This is a genomic window from Kitasatospora sp. NPDC022856, assembly GCF_055561235.1.
In genome coordinates, this window is sequence record NZ_JBVHHE010000010.1 from 200,089 (window position 1) to 224,358 (window position 24,270).

The 24,270-nt window shown below is 75.9% G+C and carries 25 protein-coding genes; 14 read left to right on the plus strand and 11 right to left on the minus strand.

The window, feature by feature from the left end; translation table 11 throughout:
• Nucleotides 1-8: 8 nt before the first annotated feature.
• From paaC to paaE, 3 genes are read left to right on the plus strand one after another with little or no spacing between them, the layout of a single operon-like run.
• On the plus strand, nt 9-890 hold the full coding sequence (gene paaC / locus ACZ34W_RS15150; protein ID WP_352291080.1) for a 1,2-phenylacetyl-CoA epoxidase subunit PaaC: 882 nt from the start codon (nt 9-11) through the stop codon (nt 888-890).
• Nucleotides 884-1,390 (plus strand): 1,2-phenylacetyl-CoA epoxidase subunit PaaD, encoded by a 507-nt coding sequence (gene paaD / locus ACZ34W_RS15155; protein WP_465604168.1) that lies wholly within the window; start codon nt 884-886, stop codon nt 1,388-1,390. The genes paaC and paaD overlap by 7 nt, the downstream gene beginning before the upstream one ends.
• On the plus strand, nt 1,391-2,536 hold the full coding sequence (gene paaE / locus ACZ34W_RS15160) for a 1,2-phenylacetyl-CoA epoxidase subunit PaaE (protein ID WP_465604170.1): 1,146 nt from the start codon (nt 1,391-1,393) through the stop codon (nt 2,534-2,536).
• On the opposite strand, the gene ACZ34W_RS15165 is transcribed toward paaE, so the two are convergent.
• Both ACZ34W_RS15165 and ACZ34W_RS15170 read right to left on the minus strand, forming a co-directional pair.
• On the minus strand, nt 2,524-3,615 hold the full coding sequence (locus ACZ34W_RS15165; RefSeq protein ID WP_465604283.1) for an NAD(P)-binding domain-containing protein: 1,092 nt from the start codon (nt 3,613-3,615) through the stop codon (nt 2,524-2,526). The two genes, paaE and ACZ34W_RS15165, sit on opposite strands and share 13 nt — an antisense overlap.
• 200 nt (nt 3,616-3,815) lie before the next feature.
• On the minus strand, nt 3,816-4,187 hold the full coding sequence (locus ACZ34W_RS15170) for a YbjQ family protein (RefSeq protein WP_329490498.1): 372 nt from the start codon (nt 4,185-4,187) through the stop codon (nt 3,816-3,818).
• 122 nt (nt 4,188-4,309) lie between these two features.
• Between ACZ34W_RS15170 and ACZ34W_RS15175 the strand changes: the two genes are divergently transcribed.
• The 3 genes from ACZ34W_RS15175 (at nt 4,310) to ACZ34W_RS15185 (ending at nt 6,757) form a co-directional block, all read left to right on the plus strand.
• Entirely contained in the window at nt 4,310-5,245 is a 936-nt protein-coding gene (locus ACZ34W_RS15175; RefSeq protein WP_329490499.1) for a hypothetical protein, read from the plus strand.
• A gap of 65 nt (nt 5,246-5,310) precedes the next feature.
• Nucleotides 5,311-5,943 carry a hypothetical protein gene (locus ACZ34W_RS15180; RefSeq protein WP_465604173.1) on the plus strand — a complete coding sequence of 211 codons (633 nt, stop codon included), beginning with the start codon at nt 5,311-5,313 and terminating at the stop codon, nt 5,941-5,943.
• Nucleotides 5,944-6,040: 97 nt separating this feature from the next.
• A complete protein-coding gene (locus ACZ34W_RS15185) occupies nt 6,041-6,757 on the plus strand; it encodes an aminoacyl-tRNA hydrolase (RefSeq protein WP_329490501.1) in 717 nt (238 codons plus the stop codon).
• A 36-nt stretch (nt 6,758-6,793) separates the two neighbouring features.
• Here the strand turns inward: ACZ34W_RS15185 and ACZ34W_RS15190 are convergent, their stop codons facing one another.
• From ACZ34W_RS15190 to ACZ34W_RS15200, 3 genes are read right to left on the minus strand one after another with little or no spacing between them, the layout of a single operon-like run.
• Complete coding sequence (locus ACZ34W_RS15190) at nt 6,794-7,540, minus strand: hypothetical protein (protein WP_359804239.1); 747 nt, start codon at nt 7,538-7,540, stop codon at nt 6,794-6,796.
• Nucleotides 7,541-7,585: 45 nt separating this feature from the next.
• Nucleotides 7,586-8,401 carry an ABC transporter permease gene (locus tag ACZ34W_RS15195; RefSeq protein WP_465604175.1) on the minus strand — a complete coding sequence of 272 codons (816 nt, stop codon included), beginning with the start codon at nt 8,399-8,401 and terminating at the stop codon, nt 7,586-7,588.
• A complete protein-coding gene (locus tag ACZ34W_RS15200) occupies nt 8,398-9,306 on the minus strand; it encodes an ABC transporter ATP-binding protein (RefSeq protein ID WP_359804241.1) in 909 nt (302 codons plus the stop codon). Before ACZ34W_RS15200 ends, ACZ34W_RS15195 begins: the two co-directional genes overlap by 4 nt.
• Nucleotides 9,307-9,437: 131 nt before the next feature.
• On the opposite strand from ACZ34W_RS15200, the gene ACZ34W_RS15205 reads away from it, so the two are divergent.
• Together ACZ34W_RS15205 and ACZ34W_RS15210 are read left to right on the plus strand one after the other, a co-directional pair.
• A complete protein-coding gene (locus ACZ34W_RS15205) occupies nt 9,438-10,685 on the plus strand; it encodes a sensor histidine kinase (protein WP_465604178.1) in 1,248 nt (415 codons plus the stop codon).
• Nucleotides 10,682-11,362: a response regulator transcription factor gene (locus ACZ34W_RS15210; RefSeq protein ID WP_329490506.1), complete on the plus strand. Its 681-nt coding sequence runs from the start codon at nt 10,682-10,684 to the stop codon at nt 11,360-11,362. The genes ACZ34W_RS15205 and ACZ34W_RS15210 overlap by 4 nt, the downstream gene beginning before the upstream one ends.
• A 36-nt stretch (nt 11,363-11,398) precedes the next feature.
• Here the strand turns inward: ACZ34W_RS15210 and ACZ34W_RS15215 are convergent, their stop codons facing one another.
• The 3 genes from ACZ34W_RS15215 to modA form a co-directional block, all read right to left on the minus strand.
• Nucleotides 11,399-12,466, minus strand: coding sequence for an ABC transporter ATP-binding protein (locus tag ACZ34W_RS15215; RefSeq protein ID WP_465604180.1), 1,068 nt, complete (start codon nt 12,464-12,466; stop codon nt 11,399-11,401).
• 118 nt (nt 12,467-12,584) lie between these two features.
• Nucleotides 12,585-13,454, minus strand: a complete 870-nt coding sequence (locus ACZ34W_RS15220; RefSeq protein WP_465604182.1) for an ABC transporter permease — start codon at nt 13,452-13,454, stop codon at nt 12,585-12,587.
• Nucleotides 13,451-14,305 (minus strand): molybdate ABC transporter substrate-binding protein, encoded by an 855-nt coding sequence (modA, locus tag ACZ34W_RS15225; RefSeq protein ID WP_465604184.1) that lies wholly within the window; start codon nt 14,303-14,305, stop codon nt 13,451-13,453. The genes ACZ34W_RS15220 and modA overlap by 4 nt, the downstream gene beginning before the upstream one ends.
• A gap of 442 nt (nt 14,306-14,747) precedes the next feature.
• Between modA and ACZ34W_RS15230 the strand changes: the two genes are divergently transcribed.
• Nucleotides 14,748-15,815, plus strand: coding sequence for an RNA ligase (ATP) (locus ACZ34W_RS15230; protein ID WP_465604186.1), 1,068 nt, complete (start codon nt 14,748-14,750; stop codon nt 15,813-15,815).
• Nucleotides 15,816-16,103: 288 nt separating this feature from the next.
• The gene (locus tag ACZ34W_RS15235; protein ID WP_465604188.1) at nt 16,104-16,907 is read left to right on the plus strand and encodes an MHYT domain-containing protein; all 804 of its coding nucleotides are present in this window, start codon (nt 16,104-16,106) and stop codon (nt 16,905-16,907) included.
• 111 nt (nt 16,908-17,018) lie between these two features.
• Here the strand turns inward: ACZ34W_RS15235 and ACZ34W_RS15240 are convergent, their stop codons facing one another.
• A complete protein-coding gene (locus tag ACZ34W_RS15240; RefSeq protein ID WP_329490512.1) occupies nt 17,019-17,390 on the minus strand; it encodes a hypothetical protein in 372 nt (123 codons plus the stop codon).
• 203 nt (nt 17,391-17,593) lie between these two features.
• Here ACZ34W_RS15240 and ACZ34W_RS15245 point away from each other — a divergent pair, with 203 nt between their 5' ends.
• On the plus strand, nt 17,594-18,349 hold the full coding sequence (locus tag ACZ34W_RS15245; RefSeq protein ID WP_465604190.1) for an RNA polymerase sigma factor: 756 nt from the start codon (nt 17,594-17,596) through the stop codon (nt 18,347-18,349).
• 45 nt (nt 18,350-18,394) lie between these two features.
• Nucleotides 18,395-19,351, plus strand: a complete 957-nt coding sequence (locus tag ACZ34W_RS15250; RefSeq protein WP_329490514.1) for a hypothetical protein — start codon at nt 18,395-18,397, stop codon at nt 19,349-19,351.
• Between the two features lie 123 nt (nt 19,352-19,474).
• On the opposite strand, the gene ACZ34W_RS15255 is transcribed toward ACZ34W_RS15250, so the two are convergent.
• Complete coding sequence (locus tag ACZ34W_RS15255; RefSeq protein ID WP_465604193.1) at nt 19,475-20,872, minus strand: cation:dicarboxylate symporter family transporter; 1,398 nt, start codon at nt 20,870-20,872, stop codon at nt 19,475-19,477.
• Between the two features lie 182 nt (nt 20,873-21,054).
• Between ACZ34W_RS15255 and ACZ34W_RS15260 the strand changes: the two genes are divergently transcribed.
• Together ACZ34W_RS15260 and ACZ34W_RS15265 are read left to right on the plus strand one after the other, a co-directional pair.
• The gene (locus ACZ34W_RS15260; RefSeq protein WP_329490516.1) at nt 21,055-22,695 is read left to right on the plus strand and encodes a sensor histidine kinase; all 1,641 of its coding nucleotides are present in this window, start codon (nt 21,055-21,057) and stop codon (nt 22,693-22,695) included.
• Nucleotides 22,692-23,441, plus strand: a complete 750-nt coding sequence (locus ACZ34W_RS15265) for a response regulator (RefSeq protein WP_465604195.1) — start codon at nt 22,692-22,694, stop codon at nt 23,439-23,441. The genes ACZ34W_RS15260 and ACZ34W_RS15265 overlap by 4 nt, the downstream gene beginning before the upstream one ends.
• Before the next feature lie 48 nt (nt 23,442-23,489).
• Here the strand turns inward: ACZ34W_RS15265 and ACZ34W_RS15270 are convergent, their stop codons facing one another.
• Complete coding sequence (locus tag ACZ34W_RS15270; protein ID WP_329490518.1) at nt 23,490-24,149, minus strand: class I SAM-dependent methyltransferase; 660 nt, start codon at nt 24,147-24,149, stop codon at nt 23,490-23,492.
• Nucleotides 24,150-24,270 lie beyond the last annotated feature (121 nt).

Consider the following 24,270-nt stretch of genomic DNA (forward strand, 5'->3'; position numbering starts at 1 on the left):
GCACGACCATGACAGACGACCACGTCTACCTGAGCCTCTCCGAGGCGTCCGACGAGCCCGAGGGCGAAGGCCGCTGGGCGTACGGGACGGGCTTCGCCGACCCGCTGCTCGGGGTGGACACCGCCGTGCCGCCCGGCCTGGACGGCGCCGACCTCGCCGCGTACTGCCTGATGCTGGGCGACGACGCCCTCGTCCTCGCCCAGCGGCTCACCGAGTGGTGCACCCGGGCGCCGGAGCTGGAGGAGGAGGTCGCGCTCGCCAACCTGGGCCTCGACCTGCTCGGCCAGGCCCGCCAGCTGCTCACCCGGGCCGGCCAGGCGGACGGCTCCGGCCGCACCGAGGACGACCTGGCGTACTGGCGCGAGGAGCACGACTTCCGCAACGTCCGGCTGGTCGAGGCGGAGAACGGGGACTTCGCGTTCTCGGTCGCCCGGCTGCTGGTTTTCGCGACCGCGCGCGGCGCGCTGTACGAGGCGCTGGCCACGCACCGCGACCCCGTGTTGGCGGCGGTCGCCGCCCGGGGCGTCAAGGAGCTGGCCTACCACCGCGAGTACGCCACCGCCTGGACGCTGCGGCTCGGCGACGGGACGCCGTACTCGGCGCTGCGGATGCAGGCCGGTCTGGACGCGGTCTGGCCGCTGGTGGAGGAGCTGTTCACGGCGCATCCGGTGGAGCTGCGGGTCGGCGTGGACCCGGCCGGCCTGCGCGAGCCGGTGCTGCGCTCGCTGGCCGCCGTCCTCGCCGAGGCCGGGCTGACCGTGCCCGAGGTGCCGGGGCTGGCCACGGTCGGCGGCCGGGCCGGGCGGGACGGCGTGCACACCGAGGCGCTCGGTCCGCTGCTGGCCGAGTTCCAGGTGGTGGCCCGCGCGCACCCGGGGGCGACATGGTGACCACCCCGCGCGGCCGGGCCTGGGAGGTCGCGGCGAGCGTCCCGGATCCGGAGCTGCCCATGCTCACCCTGGCCGACCTCGGGGTGCTGGCCGAGGTGGAGGAGGGCGGTGCGACGGTGACCGCCTGGCTGACCCCGACCTACTCCGGGTGCCCGGCCGTCGCGGAGATGGCGGCCGATGTGGACCGCCGCCTGCACGCGGCGGGGTACCCGGACGTCCGGGTGCGGCTGCGGCTGGACCCGCCGTGGTCGACGGACCTGATCACCGAGGAGGGCCGCCGCAAGCTCGCCGAGGCGGGCATCGCGCCGCCCGACCGGGCGTCGGCGCACCGGTCGTCCCCCGGCCTGCTGGCCCTCGGCCCGACCCGCCGTGTGGTGGCCTGCCCGCTCTGCGGCGGCACCGACACCGAGGAGCTGTCCCGCTTCGGCTCGACCGCCTGCAAGGCGCTGTGGCGCTGCCGGGACTGCCGCGAGCCCTTCGAACGCGTCAAGGAGATCTGAATGGCCGCCAGCCCCGCCCCGGCCACCGGCCCCGCCCCGGCCACCAGTGCCGAGCAGGCCCCCGGCCCCGCCCCGGCCGCCCGGCGTCCGGCCTTCCACCACCTGCGGATCGCCGAGGTGGAGCGGCTCTGCGACGACGCCGTCGCGGTGACCTTCGAGGTGCCGGAGGCGCTCGCCGAGGAGTTCGCGTTCCGCCCCGGACAGACGCTGACGCTGCGCCAGGTGGTGGACGGCACCGACGAGCGCCGCTCGTACTCGATCTGCGCCCCCGTCGGCGGCCCGCTGCGGATCGCCGTCCGCGAGGTGCCCGGCGGGCTGTTCTCCCGCCGGCTGGTGCGGGAGGCGCGGGCGGGCGAGGAGGTCGAGGTGCTGACCCCGTCCGGGCTCTTCACCCCCACGCTCGGCGAGCCCGCCGACCACGTGCTGCTGGCGGCCGGCTCCGGCATCACCCCGATGCTCTCCATCGCCGCCTCCGTCCTGGCCGCCGACCGCACCTCGACCGTCACGCTGCTCTACGGCAACCGGCGCAGCGACACCGTGATGTTCGCCGACGAGCTGGCCGACCTGAAGGACCGCTACCTCGGCCGGTTCCAGCTGGTGCACGTGCTCTCCCGGGAGACCCGGGACGCCGAGCTGCTCAGCGGGCGGCTGGACCCGGAGCGGGTCGAGGCGCTGCTGAGCGCGCTGGTGGACGTGCCGGCGGTCGGTCACTGGTGGCTCTGCGGGCCGTTCGGGATGGTCACCGGCGCCAAGGAACTGCTGGCCGGGCTGGGCGTGCCGACCGCGCGGGTGCACCAGGAGCTGTTCCACGCCGAGGACGAGCCGGCCGCCGAGCGCACCGAGCCGTCCGGTCCGGCGGACGGCGTCGCGCACAGCGAGGTCACCGTCGTCCTCGACGGGCGCGGCAGCACGCTCACGCTGCCGCGCGACCGGTCCGTCCTGGACGGCGCCCAGCGCTCCCGCCCCGACCTGCCGTTCGCCTGCAAGGGCGGGGTCTGCGGTACGTGCCGCGCCCTGGTCACCGAGGGCGAGGTGGAGATGCGCCGCAACTTCGCGCTGGAGGAGAAGGAGCTGGCCGCCGGCTACGTGCTGACCTGCCAGGCCCGCCCGCTCACCGACCGGGTGACGGTCGACTACGACCGCTGAGCGGGCACCGCGGCCGCCCCGGCCGGCGGTCCGAGCAGCGCGACGATGTCGTGGACGGCGGCCCGGCCCGCCCGGTTGGCGCCGACGGTGCTGGCGGACGGGCCGTAGCCGACCAGGTGGACGCGCGGGTCGACGGTGGCCCGGGTGCCGGTGAGGGCGATCCCGCCGCCGGGGGAGCGCAGGCCGAGCGGGGCGAGGTGGCCGACCTCGGGGCGGAACCCGGTGGCCCAGACGATCGCGTCGACCGCCAGCTCCCGCTCGCCCCAGGCGACGCCGTGTTCGGTGAGGCGGTCGAACATCGGCCGGCGGTGCAGGGCGCCGAGCTCCTCGGCCCGGCGGTAGGCGACGGACGGGCCGAGCCCGGTCACGCTCACCACGCTGCGCACCGGCAGCCCCTGGCGGACCCGCTCCTCGACCTTGGCGACCACCGCGCGGCCGTACTCGGGGGTGAAGGGGCCCTCGTGGAAGACGGGCGGGGTGCGGGTGACCCAGACCGTCTCGCCCACGGCCGCGACCTCGGACAGCACCTGGACCGCCGAGGCGCCGCCGCCGACCACCAGGACGCGCTTTCCGGCGAACTCCGGCGGCCCCCGGTACTCGGCGTAGTGCAGCTGCCGCCCGGCGAAGTGGCCGGGGTAGTGCGGCACGAAGGGGCGGGTCCAGGTGCCGGTGGCGTTGATCAGCGCCCGGGTGGACCAGGTACCGGCGTCCGTCCCGACCAGCAGGCGGGCGTCCGGCCGGTCGGACTCGGAGCGCACCGCCCGGACGTGGACGGGGCGCACCACCGGGAGCGCGTGCTTCGCCTCGTACGCCGTGAAGTACCCCGGAACCACCTCGCGCGCGGGTGCGTCCGGGTCGGGCTCGGGGAGTTCGAAGTCGGGCAGGTCGTGGAAGCCGTGCACGGTGGCCATCCGCAGCGAGGGCGCGCGGTGCGCCCAGGCGCCGCCGGGGGCGGAGCCGGCGTCGAGGACGACGAAGCCGCCGTCGGCGTCCTCCCGGTAGGGGGCGAAGCCGCGGCGGCGCAGGTGGTAGGCGGCGGACAGACCGGCCTGCCCGGCCCCGACCACCAGGACGTCCACCCGTCGGGTCGTCCGGCCGGCTCCCGGGGCGGCGTCGGCGGCGAGCGGGGCGGCCCCGGGCTCGACCGCCCCCAGGTTGGTTGCACCGTAAACAGTCACGCCGGTGAAACATCCCGCGGGCGGGGAGTGTTCCCGGCGCGGGGGAGGACCCTCGCGCCGGGAACCGGCGGTGGGTGCGGCCAGGGGCTCGGGCGGCCGGCTCAGGTGAGCGGGGAGATCACCACGGCGGTGCCGTAGGCGCAGACCTCGGTCCCCGCGTCCAGCGCCTCCGTCACGTCGAACCGGAACATCAGGACCGCGTTTCCGCCGCGTGCCTTGGTCTGCTCGACCAGGCGCTCCATCGCCTCGTTGCGGCTCTCCACCAGGGTCTTCGTCAGACCCCGCAGCTCGCCGCCGACCAGTGACTTCAGGGAGGCGCCGATCTGGCTGCCGATGTGCCGGCTGCGGACCGTCAGGCCGAAGACCTCGCCGATGACGTGGTCGACCCGGAAGCCGGGGATGTCGTTGGTGGTCACGACCAGGACCTGGGCGTCCGGGCGCTGCCCGCCGCCGAATTCGTCGATGTTAGCCATGGGGCCATCCTGCGGGCTGCGTACCGCCGGTGGGCAGAGGCATGGCCGGGAACCGGCGGAGAAGGCGTCGAGATGCCGGACGGACCGGTGATCGGTCGGCGGAAAGGCCGTACCGTAGCCCCATGGGCGAGCGAAGCGATCATCCACAGGGGCCGGGCGCGGCGGAGGACTCGGGCGCGCAGGAGATCGAGGCGACGGTGGTGCTGGGCCTGCGGATCACCGACTGGCCGGCGTTGCGGGCAGCCGCGATCGCGGCCGTCGAGGAGTTGGACTTCGCGGGCGTCGACCCGGCGGGTCAGCGCCGTGAGCTGCTGCGCGAGGTGTCCGAGGACGCCAACGCGGCGCTCGGCGCGTTGCTGCACCCGGACCGGCTGGTGGCCGCGATCGCCGGTGTCGAGGCGATCGGCGGCACGCTGGAGATCAGCGTGACCGAGGACTTCGCGCCGGATTTCGCCGAGTTGTTCCCGCTGGACGGCGGCGAGGACGAGGACGGCGGCGGCGGGGCCGGCGACTGGACGCTGACCCCGCGCACGGCCTGCCTCCTCCACGCCCAGCTGCTGGGCCTGGCCGACGCCGCGTACGACGACCTGGAGGAGCACGAGGACGAGCCGGTCGGCGACGGCGACGAGACGGACTGGACGGTCTTCGCCCGGCTGCCGCAGCGCACCTGGCGCCAGCACCGGAACTGGCGCCGGGCGATGGCCCGCGCCTTCGACGACCTCGCCGACGACCTCGCGCTCGGTGAGTGGCCGCTGCCGCGGAACCTGGCCGAGGAGATCGCGCTGCGGATGGCCCTGGTGGACGCCCGCACGCTGCTCGGCGCGCAGCCGGAGTCGGTCGCCGACATGATGGGCGACCTGCCGGCCGACCTCTACGACTACGACTGGGACGGCTGCCACGACGAGCTCTTCGGGGTCTTCGGGCCGGACGACGGCGATCCGGAGCTGAGCACCGAGCAGCGCACCGAACTGCTGCTCGCGGCGACCCACCCGGAGGGCTGGTTCCTGGTGTACGAGGACGCCGAGGAGCGGGATCCGCAGCGCGGCTACCGGCGCTGACGGCGCGGGACGGGGCGGCCCGGCCGGGTGGGGCGGGGGGCGCGGCGGACGGTTAGGCTGCGGGCATGTCCGATTTGTCAGACATTCCTGACGGGCCCGCCGCCGGTGCGGGCCTCGCCGACGCGGGTGCGGCCGCCGCGCTGGGTACCGCCGTCTCCGGTGCCCGCGCCTTCGGAGCCGCCGCCGGAGCCGCCGATGCCGCCGACGGAGCCGCCGATGCCGGTGCGCACGACGCCGCCGGTGCCGACGACCGCGTGCTGGAGCGGCTCACGCTGGGCCTGGAGGGCGTCGAGGCCGCCCAGCGCGGGCGGCGGGCGCAGGCCCGGGAGAGCTTCGAGCAGCTCTGGCACGAGCTCGGCGAACGCGGCGACGTCTTCCACCGCTGCGTGCTCGCCCACTACCTGGCCGATCTGCAGGACGATCCGCACGCCGAGCTGGAGTGGGACCGCCGGGCCCTGGCCGCCGCCGACTCGCTGACCGCCGAGCGCGCGCAGACCTACGCGGCCGCCCTCCAGGTCCGGGCGTTCTACCCGGCCCTGCACCTCAACCTGGCCTCCGACCACCTCAAGCTCGGCGAGCCCGAGCCGGCGCGCGAGCAGCTGGAGCGCGCCGTGCGGAGCCTCGACGCGCTGCCGCAGGACGCGTACAGCGCGGGTATCCGGACCGCCGTCGAGGAGTTGCGGCAGCGCCTGCGCTGACCGGGCCGCCGGCCCCCGGTACGAGCCCCGGGCCCGGCGGTGCGTCCCGGCCGACCTGGCGTGATCACCGCCGCGTGCGGGCTGGCATGCTGGACGGGTGACTTCTCCGTTCGACGCCCCCGTCCCCGCCCCTGCTCCCGAGGACCGCGACGCCCGGCCGCAGTACGTGCTGCCGCTGGTCGTCCGCCTGGAGCGGGCCACCCCGCCCGGGCGGACCGACGCGCTGGAGACCTCGGCGCGGGCCGTGCTCACCCTGCTCTCCGACCCCCGGGTCACCGCGCCGGACGGCGAGTGGGCCGAGCGGGTCGAGGCCTGGGAGGACGCCCGGATCCGCAAGGTCGTCCGGCGCGCCCGGGGCGGCGAGTGGCGCCGGGCGGGCGAGCTGCCGGGCATCACGGTGGCCGGCCGGGAGGCGGAGGTGCGGGTGTTCCCGCCGGTCCCGCTCGACGGCTGGCCCAAGGAGCTCGCCAAGCTCCAGGTCTCCGGCACCGATCTGGAGGAGAGCGGTCCGGTCGCCGAGTCCGGGGCGGGCCTGCCGGTGCTCTGGCTCAACCCGGAGCTGGAGATGAGCGCCGGCAAGACGATGGCCCAGACCGGCCACGCCGCCCAGCTCGCCTGGTGGCGGCTGGACGACGCGCAGCGCAAGGAGTGGGCGGAGTCCGGCTTCGCGCTGGCGGTCCGGACGGCCACCCCGCAGGCCTGGGCGGAGCTGGTGGCGAGCGGTCTGCCGCTGGTCCAGGACGCGGGGTTCACCGAGATCGCCCCGGGGAGCTGCACGGTGGTCGCGGAGCACCCGGCGCTGCGGCGCGGCTGACCGGGGCCGGTGGGCGGGCCGGGCGACCGCCGCCGGTCACCCGGCGCGGACCGCGTACCGGCGCACCGAGCGCAGACCGGCGCAGGCCGCCGCGGCCGCCCAGAGGGCCATGATCAGCAGACCGGTCCAGTGGCCGTAGTGCACCGTCGGGTCCGCCTGGGTGCGCATCGCGTGGAAGCCGGCCCGGTCGGGCAGGAACTGCGCCGCCTCGCGCACCCCGGGGATCGCCGTCAGCACGGTGGTGCCGAGGAAGAGCATCGGCGTGAGCAGGCCGAGCGCGGCGCTGAGGTTGCGCAGGACGGCGGTCAGCCCGAGGCAGAGCACGATCAGCAGCGGGTGGTAGAGCACCCCGGCGAGGAAGCTGCGCCCGGTACCGGGGACGGTGAGGTCCACCCCCACGGTCGCGGCGGTGGCCAGGAACGAGCCGGCCGTGGAGACCAGCCCCAGCAGCAGCCCGAGCCCGGCGCCGAGGGCCAGCTTCGCGCCGTAGAGCCGCCCGCGCCGGGGGACGGCGGTGAGCGAGGCGGCGATCATGCGGGTGTTGAACTCCTGCCCGATCAGCAGGACGCCCACGCAGGCCACCGCGACATGGCCGAACTGCAGGCCGTAGTAGATCCCGATGGACGGGTCCTCGCCGGGGGTGTGGTCCACCTGCCCGTACGCGGCGTTGACGGCGGCGGTGATGCCGACGGTCAGCGCGAGGGCGACGAGCGGAGTGCTCCACTGCGAGCGGAGGGTGGTGAACTTGAGCCGCTCCGAGCGGAGCACGGCGGCGGTGGTCATCGCGGGGGTGTCCTTTCCAGCAGGTCCGGTCGTGGGGAGTGGCGGTCAGGCGTCGGCCCGGCGCAGCGCGCGCAGGCCGCCGTACGCGGCCGCGGCCGCCCAGAGGGCCATGATCAGCAGACCGGTCCAGTGCCCGTAGACGACCTGCGGATCGTCGGCGTAGTGCAGCGCGTACTGGCCGGCCCGGTCGGGCAGGAACTGCACCACGCGGCGGACCCCCGGCACGCCGGCCAGCAGCGGGGAGAGCAGGAAGACCGTCGGCACCAGCAGGCCCATCGCGGCGGTGAGGTTGCGCAGCACGGCGGTCAGGCCGACGCAGGTCACCACCAGCAGCACCGGGTACAGCACCCCGACGGTGGCGCTGCGGAGCAGGGCGGGGCCGTCCCAGGCACCGGTGGCGTAGGCGGCGTAGCCCGCGAAGGAGCCGGCCGTCCCGAGCAGGCCGACGACGAGGGCCACCAGCGCGCCCAGGGTGAGCTTCCCGGCGTAGAACCGTCCGCGCCGGGGGACGGCGGTGAGCGAGACGCCGATCATGCGGGTGTTGAACTCCTGCCCGACCAGCAGGACGCCGAAGCAGGTCAGGGCGGCCTGGCCGAAGTTGAGGCCGTAGTGGATCCCGATGCCGGGGTCGTCGATCAGGCTGGCGTCCTCGTCGCCGAGCGCCGCGGCGGTGGCGGTGCCGAGCCCGGCCGTCAGCAGGACCGCCAGGAGCGGCGTCAGCCAGAGCGAGCGCAGGGTGACGAGCTTGATCCACTCGGACCGCAGGACCTGCCCGAAGCCCGTCGGGGCGGACCCCGGGGCCGGCGCCGTGCCGGTACGGACGGGGGAGCCGGTGCGGACGGGCGTGCCGGTGGCGCTCATGCCGCCACCGCCCGGTACTCGACGCTGTCGGCGGTCATCCGCATGAAGGCCTCCTCCAGCGAGTCCTGTTGGACGGCGATCTCGTACAGCACCACGCCGTTGGCCGCCGCGAGTGCGGCGATCCGCTCCGGCTCGGCGCCGGTGACCTCCCAGGCGCCGCCGTCCACCGCCTCGGCGGCCAGGTCGGAGCCGGCCAGCAGGGCGGCCAGCTTCACCGGGTCCACCGCGCGGACCCGGACCCGGGTGCGGCCGTGGCGGTCGAGGAAGTCGGAGGTGGCGGCGTCCGCCAGCAGCCGGCCCCGGCCGATCACCACCAGGTGGTCGGCGGTGAGCGCCATCTCGGTCATCAGGTGCGAGGAGACCAGCACCGACCGTCCCTCGGCGGCGAGTTCGCGCAGCAGGGTGCGGATCCACCGGATGCCCTCCGGGTCGAGGCCGTTGACCGGCTCGTCGAGCATCAGCACCGGCGGATCGCCGAGGAGCGCGGCGGCCACGCCGAGGCGCTGGCGCATGCCGAGCGAGAAGCCGCGGATCCGGCGGCCGGCCGCGTCGGCGAGACCGACCTGGCCGAGCACCTCGGCCACCCGGCGCTCCGGCAGGCCGCCCGCGGCGGCCAGCCAGCGCAGGTGGCCGCGGGCGGTGCGGCCGCCGTGCAGGGCGTGGGCGTCCAGCAGCGCGCCGACCTGCCGCAGCGGGTCGGCCAGTTCGGCGTAGGGGCGGCCGCCGACCAGCGCGCGGCCGGCGGTCGGCCGGTCCAGGCCGAGGACCAGTCGCATGGTGGTGGTCTTGCCCGCGCCGTTCGGCCCGAGGAAGCCCGTCACCACACCGGGCCGGACCTCGAAGTCGAGGTCGTCGACCACGCGTGTGCCGTCGTACTCCTTGGTGAGGCCCTGAACCTGGATCACGGCTGCCCTCCCTCTCTGTCGATGGCCCTATTCGACCGGAGCGGAGGCTGCGGCGGATCCCGCCGGGGAGGGGACCGGCCTCCCTCCCGGGAGGGAGGCCGTCCGTGCGCCTGGCCTGGCAGGATGGCCGGATGCCCAGGATCCTCGCGCCGCTGCTGAGCGCCGCCACCTACGCGCGGTGGCTCCATCTGCTGATCGGTCTGATCTTCGCCGGCGTCGTCCTGCTGGTCTTCCCGGGGACGGAGGGGCGCAGCCTCGGCGGGCTGCTCGCACTGGCCGTCCCGCTGGACGTCGCGCTGCTCGTGGCGGCCGCCCTGGTACCCGCGATGCGCCGGGCGGAGGGTGTCCAGGCCCGGTTGCTGCTGATGCCCGCGCGGGAGCAGGACATCGCGGCCGAGCCGGCCCGCGGCTTCGCCGACCGGCGCCGTACGGCGGCCTGGCTGATCGGGCGGGTGGCCCTCGGGACGGCCGTCGGCTTCCCTTCCGTCCTGGTGCCGGCCGCCGCCGTCGGGCTGCTCGTCCGGCCGGAGCCGGACCTCTTCGGCCTCCGGCTCCCGGCGCGCGAGGGGTTCACCTGGTACCCGCTGCTGGCACCGGTGCTGATGTTCGCCCTCGGCTGGCTGGTGGTCTGGGCGGGCCGTCTCCAACTCGCCATGGCGGTGCGGTTGCTGGGGCCGTCCCCGGCCGAGCGGCTGGCCGCCGCCGAGCTGCGGGCCGAACGCCTGCTGGAGCGCAACCGGCTGGCCCGGGAGCTGCACGACTCCATCGGCCACGCGCTGACGGTGACGGTCATCCAGGCGGGCGCGGCGCGGGAGGTGGGCGACCCGGCGTTCGTCGCCAAGGCGCTCGAAGTCATCGAGGAGACCGGCCGGCAGGCGATGGAGGACCTGGAACGCACGCTCGTCCTGCTCCGCGAGACCCGCGACACCGCCGGTACGGGCGGGGCCTTCGAGGGTGCGGACGGCGCCGACGGCCCGGCCACCGAGCGGCCCGGCATCGGGCAGCTGCCCGCCCTCTTCGACACCGCGCGCGCGGCCGGCAGCCCGGTCGAGGCGTGGATCGGCGTACCGGCGGCGGAACTGCCCGGGGTGCTCTCCCGGGAGGGTTACCGGATCGTCCAGGAGGGTGTCACCAACGCCCTCAAGTACGCGCCGGGTGAGCCGATCACCGTCCGGATCACGGTGCGGGAGGGGCAGTTGGAGCTGCGCTGCACCAACGCGCTGGCGTCGTCCGCCGTCCGCGCGTCACCACGCCGGGGCGGCAAGGGACTTCGCGGCATCCGCGAACGGGCCACCCTGCTCGGCGGCGGGGCCGCGGCGGGGCCGGAGGCCGGGCAGTGGGTACTGGCCGTGCGGCTGCCCCTACGCTTGGGCGCGTGATGATCGACATTCTGCTGGCCGACGACGAGGAGCTGGTCCGGGCCGGGCTGCGGGCCGTCCTGGAGGCGCAGGGCGACCTGCGGGTGGTCGGCGAGGCCGCCGACGGCGCCGAGGCGGTCGCGATGGCGCGCGAACTGCGCCCGCACGTGGTGCTGATGGACGTCCGGATGCCCCGGCTGGACGGTCTCGCGGCGACCCGCGCGCTCGTCGGGGCCGTGCCGCCCGGCGGGCCGGACGGCTCCGGCGGGCAGCCGCCGAAGATCCTGGTCGTCACCACCTTCGAGAACGACGACTACGTCTACCAGGCCCTGCGCGCCGGGGCCGACGGCTTCCTGCTGAAGCGCTCCCGCCCGGCGGAGATCGCCCACGCCGTCCGGCTGGTCGCGGCGGGTGAGTCGCTGCTCTTCCCGACCGCGATCCGCCGTCTGGCCGCCGGCCAGGGCAACCGGGCGGCCCGGGACACGATGGCCCGCGCCGCGCTGACCGAGCGCGAGGCCGAGGTGCTGCGCCTGGTGGCCCGGGGGCTGACCAACGGTGAGATCGCCGAGCAGCTCTTCCTCGGCGTGCAGACGGTGAAGACGCACGTCAGCAGCGTGCTGGCGAAGCTCGGGGCGCGGGACCGCACCCAGGCGGTGATCGCCGCGTACGAGTCCGGGTTCGTGGAGCCCTCGGAGTAGCCGGGCGCCGGCCGGCGGCTCCGGGCGGCGGCCCGCTCAGGCCGGGTAGGCGTGGGTCTGGACGGCCTTGACCGAGGCCCAGACGGACGTGCCGGTCGCCAGGTCGAGTTCGGCCGCGGCGGCTGGGGTGAGGTCGGCCGCCATCGGGAGGGCGCCGGCCAGGTCGGCGCGGACCTGGTCGCCGTGCAGGTCCAGCCCCGCGATCTCCAGCTTCCAGACGTTGCGCGCACTGCCGTGCGGCCGCTCCCGGTGCAGCGTCACGGCGGCCGGCGGGAAGGCCACGAAGGCCGGGCCGGTCAGCTCCTCGGAGGTGGCCAGCTCGGTGCCGTCGGCCAGCGTGACCCGGCGGCCGTCCGCGAGGCCCTGGTACAGGTTGAGACCGACCAGGCGGGCGATGTAGTCGGTGCGCGGCCGCCGGGCGATCTCGGCGGGGCTCCCGGACTGCACCTCGCGGCCGTCCTCGATCACCACCAGCCGGTCGGCCAGCACCATGGCGTCCAGCGGATCGTGCGTCACCAGCACCGCCACCGCCTCGAACTCGGCCAGGTGGCGCCGCAGTTGCGAGCGGACGTCGAGCCGGGTGCGGGCGTCCAGGGCGGCCAGCGGCTCGTCGAGCAGCAGCAGCCGGGGCCGGACGGCCAGCGCCCGGGCGAGCGCGACCCGCTGGGCCTGGCCGCCGGAGAGCCGGCCGGGGCGGGTGCCCGCGTGCTCGGCCAGGCCCAGCCGCTCCAGCCAGCCGGCCGCCTCGGCCCGGGCCGCGCGCTTGGGCCGGCCCTGGCAGCGCGGGCCGAACGCCACGTTGTCGAGTGCGCTGAGGTGCGGGAAGAGCAGGTAGTCCTGGAACACCACGCCGACCGGCCGTTCCTCGGCGGGGGTGTGCAGCCGCTCGGCCGGGTCCTCCAGCACCCGGCCGTCCAGCCGCAGATGGCCCGCGGTGAGCGGGAGCAGCCCGGCGAGGGCCCGCAGCGCGGTGGACTTGCCGGCGCCGTTCGGCCCGAGCAGGGCGACCACCTCGCCGGGGGCGGCGGTGAGCGCGAGGTCGAGGCTGAAGGCGGCGCGGTCCACCCGCAGCCGGGCGTCGAGGGCGTGCTTCGCGGCGGTCATCGTGGCAGTGTCCCGGGGGAGGTGCGGGGCGGCGGGGCGCCCACGGCGGTGGCGGGCAGGGCGCGGGTGGGCAGGGCGCGGGCGGAGGGCGCGGCGCGGCCGCCGGCCGGGGCGCCGGTCACGGGGTGGACAGCCAGCGGTCGCGCAGGCCCGCCAGGACGGCGATGGAGACCACCAGCAGGACGAGCGAGAGCGCGATCGCCGCCTCCGGATCCGACTCCATGGCCAGGTAGACGGCGAGCGGCATGGTCTGCGTCCGGCCCGGGAAGTTGCCGGCGAAGGTGATCGTCGCGCCGAACTCGCCGAGCGCCCGGGCCCAGGCCAGCACCGCGCCGGCCCCGATCCCGGGGGCGATCAGCGGCAGGGTGACCCGGCGGAAGGCGGTCAGCCGGGAGGCGCCCAGGGTGGCGGCCGCCTCCTCGTAGCGCGGGTCGGCGGCCCGCAGCGCGCCCTCGACGCTGATCACCAGGAAGGGCATCGCGACGAACGCCTCGGCGATCACCACACCGGTGGTGGTGAACGGCAGGGTGATCCCGAAGGCGGAGTCCAGCCAGGAGCCGACGATGCCGCGCCGCCCGAGCACCAGCAGCAGCGCCACCCCGCCGACCACCGGCGGCAGCACCAGCGGCAGCGTGACCAGCGCGCGGACCAGCCGGCGGCCGGGCAGTTCGGTCCGCGCCAGCACCCAGGCCAGCGGCACCCCGAGGACCAGCGACACCCCGGTGGCCGCCGTCGCGCAGAACAGCGAGAGCCGCAGCGCGTCCCACACCTCGGTACTGGTGAGCTGTTCCGGCAGCGCGCTCCAGGGGGCCCGGACCAGCAGGCCGACCAGCGGCAGGGTCAGGAACGCCAGCCCGAGCAGGGCCGGGAGCAGCAGCGCGACCGGGACGCGCCGCCCCCGCCGCCGCCGGTGCGCCCTGCCCGCTCGTGGGGGCTCGGCACCGGAGGCGGCGCGGAGGCCGGAGCCGGCGGTGGTGCGGCGGCTCACGGTGCCTGGAAGCCCGCCGCGGTGAGCACCTGCTGGGCCTCGGGCGACTGGATGTAGGCGACGAAGGCGGCGGCGCCGTCCTTGTTCGGCGCCTTGGCGAGGGCGGCGATCGGGTAGTCGTTCACGGCCCTGGCGGCCTCGGGGAAGTCCACGCCGTCGATCTTCGCAGCATCGGCCTTCACATCGGTCCGGTAGACCAGCGAGGCGTCGACCTCGCCCAGCTCGACCTTGGTGAGCGCGCCCTTGACGTCCTGCTCCAGGGTGACCGGGGTCAGGTTGACGCCGGCGGCCTTGAGCGCGGTCAGGGCGGCGGCGCCGCAGGGCACCTCCTTCGCGCAGAGGGCGACCTTGACCCCGGGCGCGGTGAGGTCGTTCAACCCGGCGACGTGCTTGGGGTTGCCCTTCGGCACGGCGATGGTGAGCGTGTTCCTGACGAAGGTCTTCGGCTCACCGGTGGCGCCGCCCGCGTCGGTGACCGTCTTCATGGTCGCGGGGCTGGCGGCGGCGAACACGTCCGCCGGGGCACCGGAGTTGATGCTGGTGGCGAGGCTGGAGCTGCCGCCGAAGTTGAAGGTGACCTTGGCGCCCGGGTTGGCCGCCTCGAACGTCTTGCCGAGGTCGGTGAAGGTCTCCTTCAGCGAGGCGGCGGCGAAGACGGTGATCGGGCCGGACACCTTGGCGGCGCCGGTCGGCGCCGGGGCGGACGCCCCGGCGGCCGGGGCCGCGGTGGACGAGCCCCCGGAGGCCTTGTCGCCGCCGTCGCTGCCGCAGGCGGTGACCCCGAGGCCGAGGGCGAGGGCCGCTGCGGCGGCGACGGCGAGTCTGCGGGAGCGCACGGCACGGATGCTCATCGGTATTCCCCTCCTGGGCGCGCCGGAAGGGGCGCGAGGATGCTGCCGCAGGTGCGGCCATTACGCCGATCATAGTGCCGCAAATGCGAGCCGAAAGTGCCTGTCTCATTGCACAGGCAGGTGCCGCCGGGCTTCGTGCCGGGGCTGTGGGAAGGCTCAAACCGGGCGGTCGGCCGGCCCCTCGGCGAGGGGGCCGACGCCGCTGCGCGCCCCTGCCGAGCCCGCCGCCCGGCATCTCCGCGGCGGGCGGGCGTCTAGCGGGGGATCCCCGCATCGGCCGGGAAAACCCGCCGCGCGCGAGCAGTGCGAGGGGCGAGAGTGCTCACCGGGCGTGAGCGCGCCCGGCCGGGCAGCGGTCCGCCCGTACGCACCCGCGCCCCTACGCACCCGCGCCCGTACGCACCGCCGGCCGACCGGCCGGGCCAAGGGGAGGAGCCCACCCGTGTCCACACTGCGTGTCACCGCCGAGCGGCTGACCGTCCTGGCGCACCCGAACGCCGACGCCCTGGAGCTGGCACAGGTCGGGCTCTACCGGGCCGTGGTGGCCAAGGGCGCGTACCGGACCGGCGACTACGCCGTCTACATCCCCGAGCAGGCCGTGCTGCCCGCGCCGCTGATCGAGGAGCTGGGCCTGACCGGGCGGCTGGCCGGGAGCGGCGCCGACCGGGTGAAGGCCGTCCGGCTGCGCGGCGAACTGTCGCAGGGCATCGTCTGCCGGCCCGGTGCGCTGGCCGGCACCGATCTGGCGGCCGCCGCCGAGCGCGGCGAGGACTTCGCCGAACGGCTGGGCGTGGTGAAGTGGCGGCCGCCGATCCCCACGGCGATGAACGGCGAGGTGGTCCGCGCGCCGGACCTGCTGCCGTGGGTGGACATCGAGAACCTCAAGCGCTTCCCCGGGATCTTCGAGCCCGGCGAGCCGGTCGTGCTGACCGAGAAGCTGCACGGCAGTTGCTGCCTCGTCACCTACCACGCCGCCGGGGGAGAGGTGCAGGTGGCCTCGAAGGGCATCGGCGCCCAGGGGCTGGCGCTGGCCGAGGACGGGCGGAACCTCTACTGGCGGGCCGTCCGGGCGCACGGCATACCGGCGGTGGCCGCCCGGCTGGCGGAGCGGCTCGGCGCCGAGCGGGTGGGCATCTTCGGCGAGGTGTTCGGCGCCGGTGTGCAGGACCTCACGTACGGCGAGTCCGGCCGCACCGAGCTGCCCGGCTACGCGGCGTTCGACGTCTCGGCGGTGGTGGACGGGCAGCTGCGCTGGCTGTCGGCGGCCGAACTGCTCGGCGGTGAGCTGTCGGTGGTGCCCGAGCTGTGGCGCGGCCCGTTCGACCCGGACAGCGTGCTGGCGCTGGCCCAGGGGCGCGAGACGGTCTCCGGGCGCGAACTGCACGTGCGCGAGGGCGTGGTGGTCCGTCCGGTGGCCGAGCGGTACAGCCCGGTGGTGGGCGGCCGGGCGATCGCCAAGGTGGTCGGCGACGCCTATCTGACCCGCAAGGGCGGCACCGAGTACGAGTAGGAGGGCTCGTCGGCCGACCGCCGGTCGGGGCGGCACAGGACCGGCTCATTCGAGCACAGCCTCCCCAGGGTGCGGGCAGCTTTCCATATCTTCGGGTGACTTCTTTCGAGGTCCCGATAGCGTCCCACGCACCCCGGACCGGAAGCGCACGTGCGGACGGCATATGACGGGTGATCGGCCCGTCCGGACCGGTCACCCGCCCGTCGGCCGTGCGGAGTCCGCCCGGTCCAGGGAGCCCGGGGCGCGGCGGGGACCGCCCCGGGCCCCGACCGCTCGACCGGAGGTCCCATGGGCACGACGAGCCAGCTCGGCTCCGGCTGGGTGACGCCCGCGCTGTCGTGCGTGGTGGCCTGCGCCGTCGCGGCGCTCGGCCTGCGCCGCACCCTGCGCGGTCTCGCGGCGACCGGCGCCGCCCGGCGGAACCGGCTGCTCACCGCGGCGGCGGCGATCGGCTCCGGCATCTGGACGATGGACGTCGTGGCGATGTCCGGCTTCACCCCCGACGGCGCCGAAGCGTGCCACGGTGTTCCGGCGGCGGTGCTCGGCCTGCCGGTGGCCGTCCTGGTCACCGGTCCGGGGGTGTGCGCCGTCGGGTGCGGGCGCCGCCGCGGCCCCGCGCTCCTGGCCGGCGGCGTGATCACCGGCCTCGGGATCGCCGCGGTGCACTACCTCGACCTGGCGGCCCTGCGGACCCGCGGCGGCCTGCGCTTCGACCCGGGCACGGTGGCGCTCTCGGTGCTGGTCGCGGTCGGGGCGGCCACCGGCTCGCTCTGGGCCGTCGTCACCCTCCGCAGCGCGGCGGCCGAGACGGCCGCCTCCCTGGTGATGGGGCTCGCCGTCAGCTGTCTGCACTGCGCGCGGACGGCCGCCGTGCCCGCCCGGGCCGGGCTCGACGGGACCGGCCCGATGGAGTTCGTCCTTCCGCTCGCCGTCGGGACCGGGTCCTTCCTCTTCCTCGCCGCCGCCTTCGCCGCGCTCTCGCCGCCGGCCCCGGACCGCGCCGCCCACCGGGAGGCGGGCGAGCTGACCATCGAGGAGTTCCCGGCGGCGCCCGCGCGCCCCGGGCCGGGGCGGCACGACCGCGCGGCCTGACGCCGTCCCGGCCGCCGGCCCGCCGGCCCGCCGGGCGCGACGGGCCGTCCGGAACGGTTCGGGGGCGCCACCCGCGGACGGGTGGCGCCCCGCGCCGGTGCGCGGAACGGTTCAGCCGCGGGTCTGGAACACGATCCTGGTCCAGCTGGAGCCCGGGCAGTTGCCCCAGACCGCCCACGGCTGCGTCCGGGCGCCGATCCAGAGCCCGGTGGTGGAAGTGCCGTTGGCGCAGTAGGTGATGGTGCGCAGCTCGCCCGAGTAGACCCGGCAGTTGCCCTCCCAGCGCCAGCCGTAGTCGGCGGTGATGGTGCAGCGGTAGGAGGCGGTGACGGCCTCGGCGGAGGCGCCCGGACCGGCGGAGATGGACTGGTCGCCGGCGGCCGGCGCGGCGGCCGTCGGCAGGGTGGTGGCGCCGACCGCGCCGAGGGCGGCCGCGGCCACCATCCCGAACTTGGCGATGTTCCTGGCGATACAACCTGACATGGGTGCTCTCTCCTCGCTCGTGGTGCCTGCCCCGGCCGGGCGTCGGGAGCCGGAAGTCCCCGTCTACGCCCGGACGATGACTCATTGCACACGAATGACTGCGGAGCGTGAGACGACAATCTATGATGTGACCTGTGTCACAGGCTGGTTGTCGGCCGGGCCGTCAACCGTGCCTCCGGGGTGCCGATGTCCGAGGGGGCGGCATGGAGTCCAGTGGTGGGTGCCGGGGCGGGCGGGAGCCGGATCCCGGACCCGCCTCCGACACGGCCGAGTTCAACCGGGTGTTCACGGATCTGCTGCCCCGGCTCCACCGCGCGGCCGTCGGGCTCACCGGCAGCCGGGCCGCCGCCGACGACGTCGTCCACGACGCGTATCTGCGGATCGCCCGCGGCCCCGACCGGTTCCTCGGCCATCCGCAGCCCTACGCCTACGCGTTCACCACGATGGCGAACCTCGTCCGGGACCAGTGGCGACGCGAACGCCGCCGGGTGCCGCCGCCCGAGTGGGCGGCCGACGAGCAGGCCTGCGCCGATCCGCTCGGCGGCGGGCTGGGGGAACTGCTGGCGCGCTGGGAGGTGCTCCGGCTGCTGGGCCGGCTGACCGCCAAGCAGGCCCGGGTGGTGCAACTGGTCGACCTCGACGGGTACAGCGTCGACGAGGCCGCCGCGCTGCTCGGCCTGCACCGCTCCACGTTGGCGGTCACCCGGCGCCGGGCGCTGGCCCGGCTCCGGGCGGTCCTCGAAGGCGAACGCGAGCACGGACGCGGTGACGAGGGGGGTCGGGGGCGCGAGGGGCAGCGTGCCGGCGGGCTCCCCGGCCGCAACCCGGTCGAACGCGCGGGCGATCGCGATCGCGACCGTGCCCGCCGCTGCGACCCGGCCCGGGGCCGCTCCGGCCCCGAGGTGCGGCCGTGCGCCCAGCGGTGGCGGCGGGGAGGGGCCGCCGACGCACCGAACTGACGGCAAGTCAGCTGTTGCGGGGCCCCGGCCCGTACGCTGCCCATCGTGATCGCGTACGAGGAACACCGGCTCCGCACCCTGGCCGAGGACGGCCGCTGGTCCGAGCTGCTCGGCCACTACCGGCGCGCCCGGGCCCTCGCGGCGGCGCGCGACGGCGAGCAGCGGGCGGCGGCGGAGACCGCGTCGCTCGGCCACCTGATCGCCTACGCCGCGCCGCCCGAGTTGGCCGTCCGCCTGTTCGACCGCGATGGCGGCCCGGGCAGCGCCGCCGGAACGGCGGACCACGACGCCGGTCCGCTCTGGGAGGTACTGGCGACCCGGCACTCCTGGCTGCGGCTGGCCCCGCTGCTCGGTCCGGCCCCGGTGCGCCGGCTGGTCGCGCACACCCGGGTGCTGATCGGCGAGGACCTCTCGTACGGGGCCGAGCCCGATCCGGAGGGCGTCCCGCTGCAACTGGAGCCCTGGGAGACGGCCGGCTGGGGCGAGGGCGTGCGGGTCCGGGACTACCTGCCGGCCGGCGGTTCGCGCAGCGCCCTGCTGACGCTGCCCGCCACCCGGGAGGGGCTCGGCCCCGTCCTGCTGCCCGAGCCCGGTACCCGGCTGCGCGGGCAGCGGGCCACCCGGGGGCTGGCCGCGCTGGCGGACTGGGTGGAGGTGGTCTGCGCCCGCGGGCCGGCCCCGCAGGCCGCCGCCCTGGTGGCGCCGGGGCGGCGGGTCACCGGGGGGTACCTGCCGTTCGCGCTGGCCTACCCGGTGCTGCTGCTGGCCGGTGTGGTGGACCGGGCGCACGGCTCGGCACAGGGCCGGCTGGCGCTGTGGCGTGCGCTCGGCGCGATGGCCGGCGCGGGCGGGCCGAACCGCGCCGAGGTGAACGCCCTGGTGGCCCGGATGCGCTGCTTCACCTGGTGCGAACCGGAGGACGGGCTGCGCCATCTGCACATCGCGGTGGAGGATCCGGCGAGCGGTCTGAGCTGGGCGGTCAGCGGATCCGACGATTTCTGACCTCGCCGGGCGGCGTTCACCCGGTCGCCGGGCGGCGACCGGGTGCGGACGGGCGGATCCCCGGCCCGGCGCCGCTCGGGGGGTTGGGCGGGGCGCCGGGCCGGGGGGCTCGGTGGCGGTGGCTCAGGCCGCCGGGGCGGCGCTCTGCGCGGGGACCGGGTCCGGCCGCACCTCGGGGGTGCCGGGCGCGTCGGGCGCGCCGTGGGTGTCCACCAGCGTCCGCTCGTCGAACGGGATCGCGCCCGCCAGCACCTGCCGGGCCCGCTCGCGGTCGAACTCGCCCGTCCAGTGCCCGATCAGCACGGTGGCCACGGCGTTGCCCGCGAAGTTGGTCAGTGCCCGGGCCTCGGACATGAAGCGGTCGATGCCGACGATCAGGCCGACCCCGTCCACCAGCGCCGGCTTGTGCGACTGCAGTCCGCCCGCGAGGGTGGCCAGCCCGGCGCCGGTGACCCCGGCCGCGCCCTTGCTGGCGATCACCATGAAGACCAGCAGCGACAGCTGCTCGCCGATCGACATCGGCTTGTCCATCGCCTCGGAGATGAAGATCGAGGCCATCGTGAGGTAGATCGCGGTGCCGTCCAGGTTGAAGCTGTAGCCGGTCGGCACGGTGATGCCGACGACCGGGCGGCTGACGCCCAGGTGCTCCATCTTGGCGATCAGGCGGGGCAGCGCGCTCTCCGAGGACGAGGTGGAGAGGATCAGCAGGAACTCGCGGCCGAGGTAGCGCAGCAGGGTGAACACGTTCACCCCGGCGACCAGCCGCAGCAGCGTGCCGAGCACCACGACGACGAAGAGCCCGCAGGTGAGGTAGAAGCCGATCATGATCACGGCGAGGCTCTTCAGGGCTGCCGTGCCGGTCGCGCCGACCACCGCCGCCATCGCCCCGAAGGCGCCGACCGGCGCCACCCACATGATCATCGACATGACCCGGAACACCAGCCGCTGCACGTGCTCGATCCCGCGCAGCACCGGCGCCCCGGCGGTGCCCATCGCCTGGAGGGCGAAGCCGGCCAGCAGGGCGACCAGCAGGGTCTGCAGCACCTTGCCCTCGGTGAGGGCCGAGAACATGGTGGTCGGGATCATCCCGAGCAGGAAGTCGGCGGTGGACTGGGCGCCCCCGGCGGCTGCCTGGGCGTGACCGGACTTGGCCAGTGCGGCGGTCAGGTGCAGCCCGCCGCCGGGCTCCAGCAGGTTGCCGACCAGCAGGCCGATGGCCAGGGCCGCGGTCGACATGGCGAGGAAGTAGCCGAGGGCCAGTCCGCCGACCTTGCCGACCTTCGCCGCCTTGGTCACCGAGCCGATGCCCAGCACGATGGTGCAGAAGATCACCGGGCTGATCATCATCTTGATCAGATTGACGAAGCCGGTGCCGATCGGCTTCAGCTCCACCGCGAACGACGGTGCGGCCAAGCCGACCACCACGCCCGCGACCACCGCCACGATCACCGCGAGGTAGAGGTAGTGGGTGCGGTCCCGGCGTCTGCCTCCCGCCTGTGGCCCTGCTCCAGTGATCGACATCCGCGGCTCCTTCGCCTGCAGTCCTGGCGGCCCCGGGTGGTGGGCCGCTCCGACTATGGGCCGCGCCGTGACGGAGGTCACGTTTGCGTTCATAGAGTTCACACCCCGCCCGGGCCCGCGGCGGACCGGGCGGGGCCCGCGGGGGCCGGGCCGGGTTCCGGCGGTGGTGCACACTGTCAGGCATGTCCGCGCGCACCCTCCCCTCGCCGCGCCGGCCGGTGCGCAGCCTGGCCGGACAGCTCTTCGTCGTCCAGGTGGTGATCGTCGCCGCCGTGGTGGCCGGTGGCGCCGTGCTGGCCTACCTGTTCACCGCCGACCGCACGGAGGACGCCGCCCGCCGCCAGGTCACCGCCGTCGCCCGCTCGGTGGCCGACGCCCCGTCGGTGCGGGCGGCCGTCGCCGGGCCGGACCCGACCGCCGTCCTGCAGCCCTACGCCGAGCAGGTGCGGGTGGACACCGGGGTCTCCTTCATCACCGTGATGGACACCGCCGGGATGCGCTGGACGCACCCGCTGCCCGAGCAGATCGGCAAGACCTTCCTCGGGCACATCGACTGGGCGCTCGCCGGGGAGACCCGCAGCGAGACGTACACCGGCACGCTCGGGCCGTCGGTGCGGGTGGTCACCCCGGTCCTGGACGCGGACCACCGGGTGGTCGCGCTGGTCAGCGCCGGCATCACGGTGCAGTCCATCTCCGCGCAGCTGCGCGGGCCGCTGCTCGCGCTGGTCGGCGTCGCGGTGGCCGCGCTCGCCCTCGGCGGGCTCGGCACCTACCTCGCCAACTCCCGGTTGCGGCGGCACACCCACGGCATGGGGCCGGCCGAGCTCAGCCACCTCTACGAGTACCACCAGGCGACCCTGCACTCGGTGCGGGAGGGGCTGGTGCTGCTCGACCGCAAGCACCGGGTGGTGCTCTGCAACGACGCGGCCCGCGAACTCCTTTCGCTGGCCGGGGAGGTGGAGCGGCGGCCGATCGACGGGCTGGGGCTGCCGGCGGCCCTGGTGGCCGCCGTGCTCGGGCAGGAGCCGGTCCGGGACGAGGTCCACCTCACCGCCGAGCGGGTGCTGGTGCTCAACACCTCCACCATCGGCACCGGCCTCGGCCGGGTCGTCACCCTCCGCGACCACACCGAACTGCAGTCGCTCACCGGCGAGCTGGACTCCGTGAAGAGCTTCACCGAGGCGCTGGGCGCGCAGGCGCACGAGGCCGCCAACCGGCTGCACGCCGTCGTCTCACTGATCGAACTCGGCCGCCACGAACAGGCGGTGGAGTTCGCCACCGCCGAACTCGAACTCGCCCAGCAGCTGACCGACCGCGTCGTCGCGGCCGTCGGCGAGCCGGTCCTGGCCGCCCTGCTGCTCGGCAAGGCGGCCCAGGCCGCCGAGCGGGGCGTGGAGTTGACGCTCACCGAGGACAGCCGGATCGACGACGGAGTGCTGCCGCCCGGGCTCGCCGCCCGCGACCTGATCACCGTCCTCGGCAACCTGCTCGACAACGCGGTGGACGCCGCGATCGCCGGCGCCGCCGGGCGCCCGGACCAGCCCGAGGTCACCGTCACCGCCCGGGTCGACGGCGACCACCTGCTGCTGCGGGTCGCCGACACCGGCGCCGGGATCGACCCGGGCGCGGTGGACGACGTGTTCCGGCGCGGCTGGAGCACCAAGCAGGACGGCCACGGGCACGGCCTCGGGCTCGCCCTGGTCGCCCAGACCGCCCGGCGCAACGGCGGCACGGTCGAGGTCGGCCGGGACCGCGGCGCGGTGCTCACCGTCCGGCTGCCGCTCGCCCGCCGGCCCCGGCAGCCCGAGACGGCGGCGTCATGAACAGCCCATCGGACCGGCCCGAGATCTCCGTCCTGGTGGTCGAGGACGACCCGGTGGCCGCCGCCGCCCACACCCTGTACGTCGGGCGCGAGCCCGGCTTCCGCGCCGCCGGGACGGTGCACAGCTGCGCCGACGCGCTGCGCTTCCTGGACCGCGCCCGAGCGGCCGGCCGGCCCGTCGACCTCACCCTGCTCGACCTCTACCTGCCGGACGGCCACGGCCTCCAGCTCTGCGGCACGCTGCGCGCGGCCGGCCACACCACCGACGTCATCGCCGTCACCTCGGCCCGCGACCTCGCGATGGTCCGCCAGGCCGTCTCGGCGGGCGTGGTCCAGTACCTGCTGAAGCCGTTCGGCGCGGCCGCGCTGCACGACCGGCTGGAGCGCTACGCCCGCTACCGCGACACCCTGGGCCGCACCGGCGAGGCCACCGGCCAGGACGAGGTCGACCAGGCGCTCGCCCTGCTGCGCACCCCCGAACGCACCGCCCTCCCCAAGGGGTTGAGCGCCCCCACACTGGACACCGTCGCCACCGTGCTGCGGGAGGCCCGCACCGGGATCTCCGCGGCGGCCGCCGGAACCGCCGCCGGCGTCTCCCGGATCACCGCCCGCCGCTACCTGGAACACCTCGTCGACACCGGCCTGGCGGCCCGCGAACCGCAGTACGGCAACGTCGGCCGCCCGGAGCTCTGCTACCGCTGGACGGGCGGCGGCGAGCGGAAGGGCGTCACACCGGGACGAGCATGATCCGCCCGTCGCCCTCGCCCGCCGGGGGCCGGCCCCCGGCGGCGGCACCTAGCCGGCGGTCCTGACCGCTCGGGCGAGGTACTGGTCGTCGGTGTCGGTGTACCTGTCCAGGTGCCAGCCGGTGGTGGTCAGGAGGGGGCGGAGGTTGGGTTCGGCGCGGAGGTCGTCGGGGGTGAGCGCGCGGCCGTGGCGGGCGGCCAGGGCGGCCCGGCCGACGGGGTGGAAGAGGGCCAGCACGGCGCCGGGGCGGGTGACGCGGGCGAGTTCGCGCAGGGCGCGGTCCGGATCGTCGAGGTGGGAGATCAGCCCGGCGGCGAAGACGGCGTCGAGGGCGGCGTCCGGGAGCGGGAGGCGGGCGCAGTCGGCGAGCAGCAGGGCCGCGGTGCCGGGGTGGTGGGCGCCGGCCTCGCGCAGCATCTCGGGGGTGACGTCGACGCCGAGCACCAGGCCGTCGGGGCCGACCGCCGCCCGCAGCGGGGGGAGGGCGCGGCCGGTGCCGCAGCCGGCGTCCAGGACGCGACCGCCCGGGCGCAGGCCGAGGGTGGCGACGGCGGCGTCGTACCGCGGCCCGTCGTCGGGGAACTTGGCGTCCCAGCCGGCCGCGCGGGAGGCGAAGAACGCGCGGGTGCGGGCCAGTTCGGCGGAGTGCTCGGCGTCGCGCCCGGCCGGGTCGGGGGCGCCGGGGGCGGGGGAGGGTGAGGGCGGCATGGGGGCGAGAGTAGCGCGCGGGCCGTAACCGGTGGGCGGTTCACTCGTTGGGGAGGCGGGCTCCGCATCACCCGCTCGGGTGGTTCTCGCCTCCCGGAGCCCGTCCGGCCAGGTCAGGGAA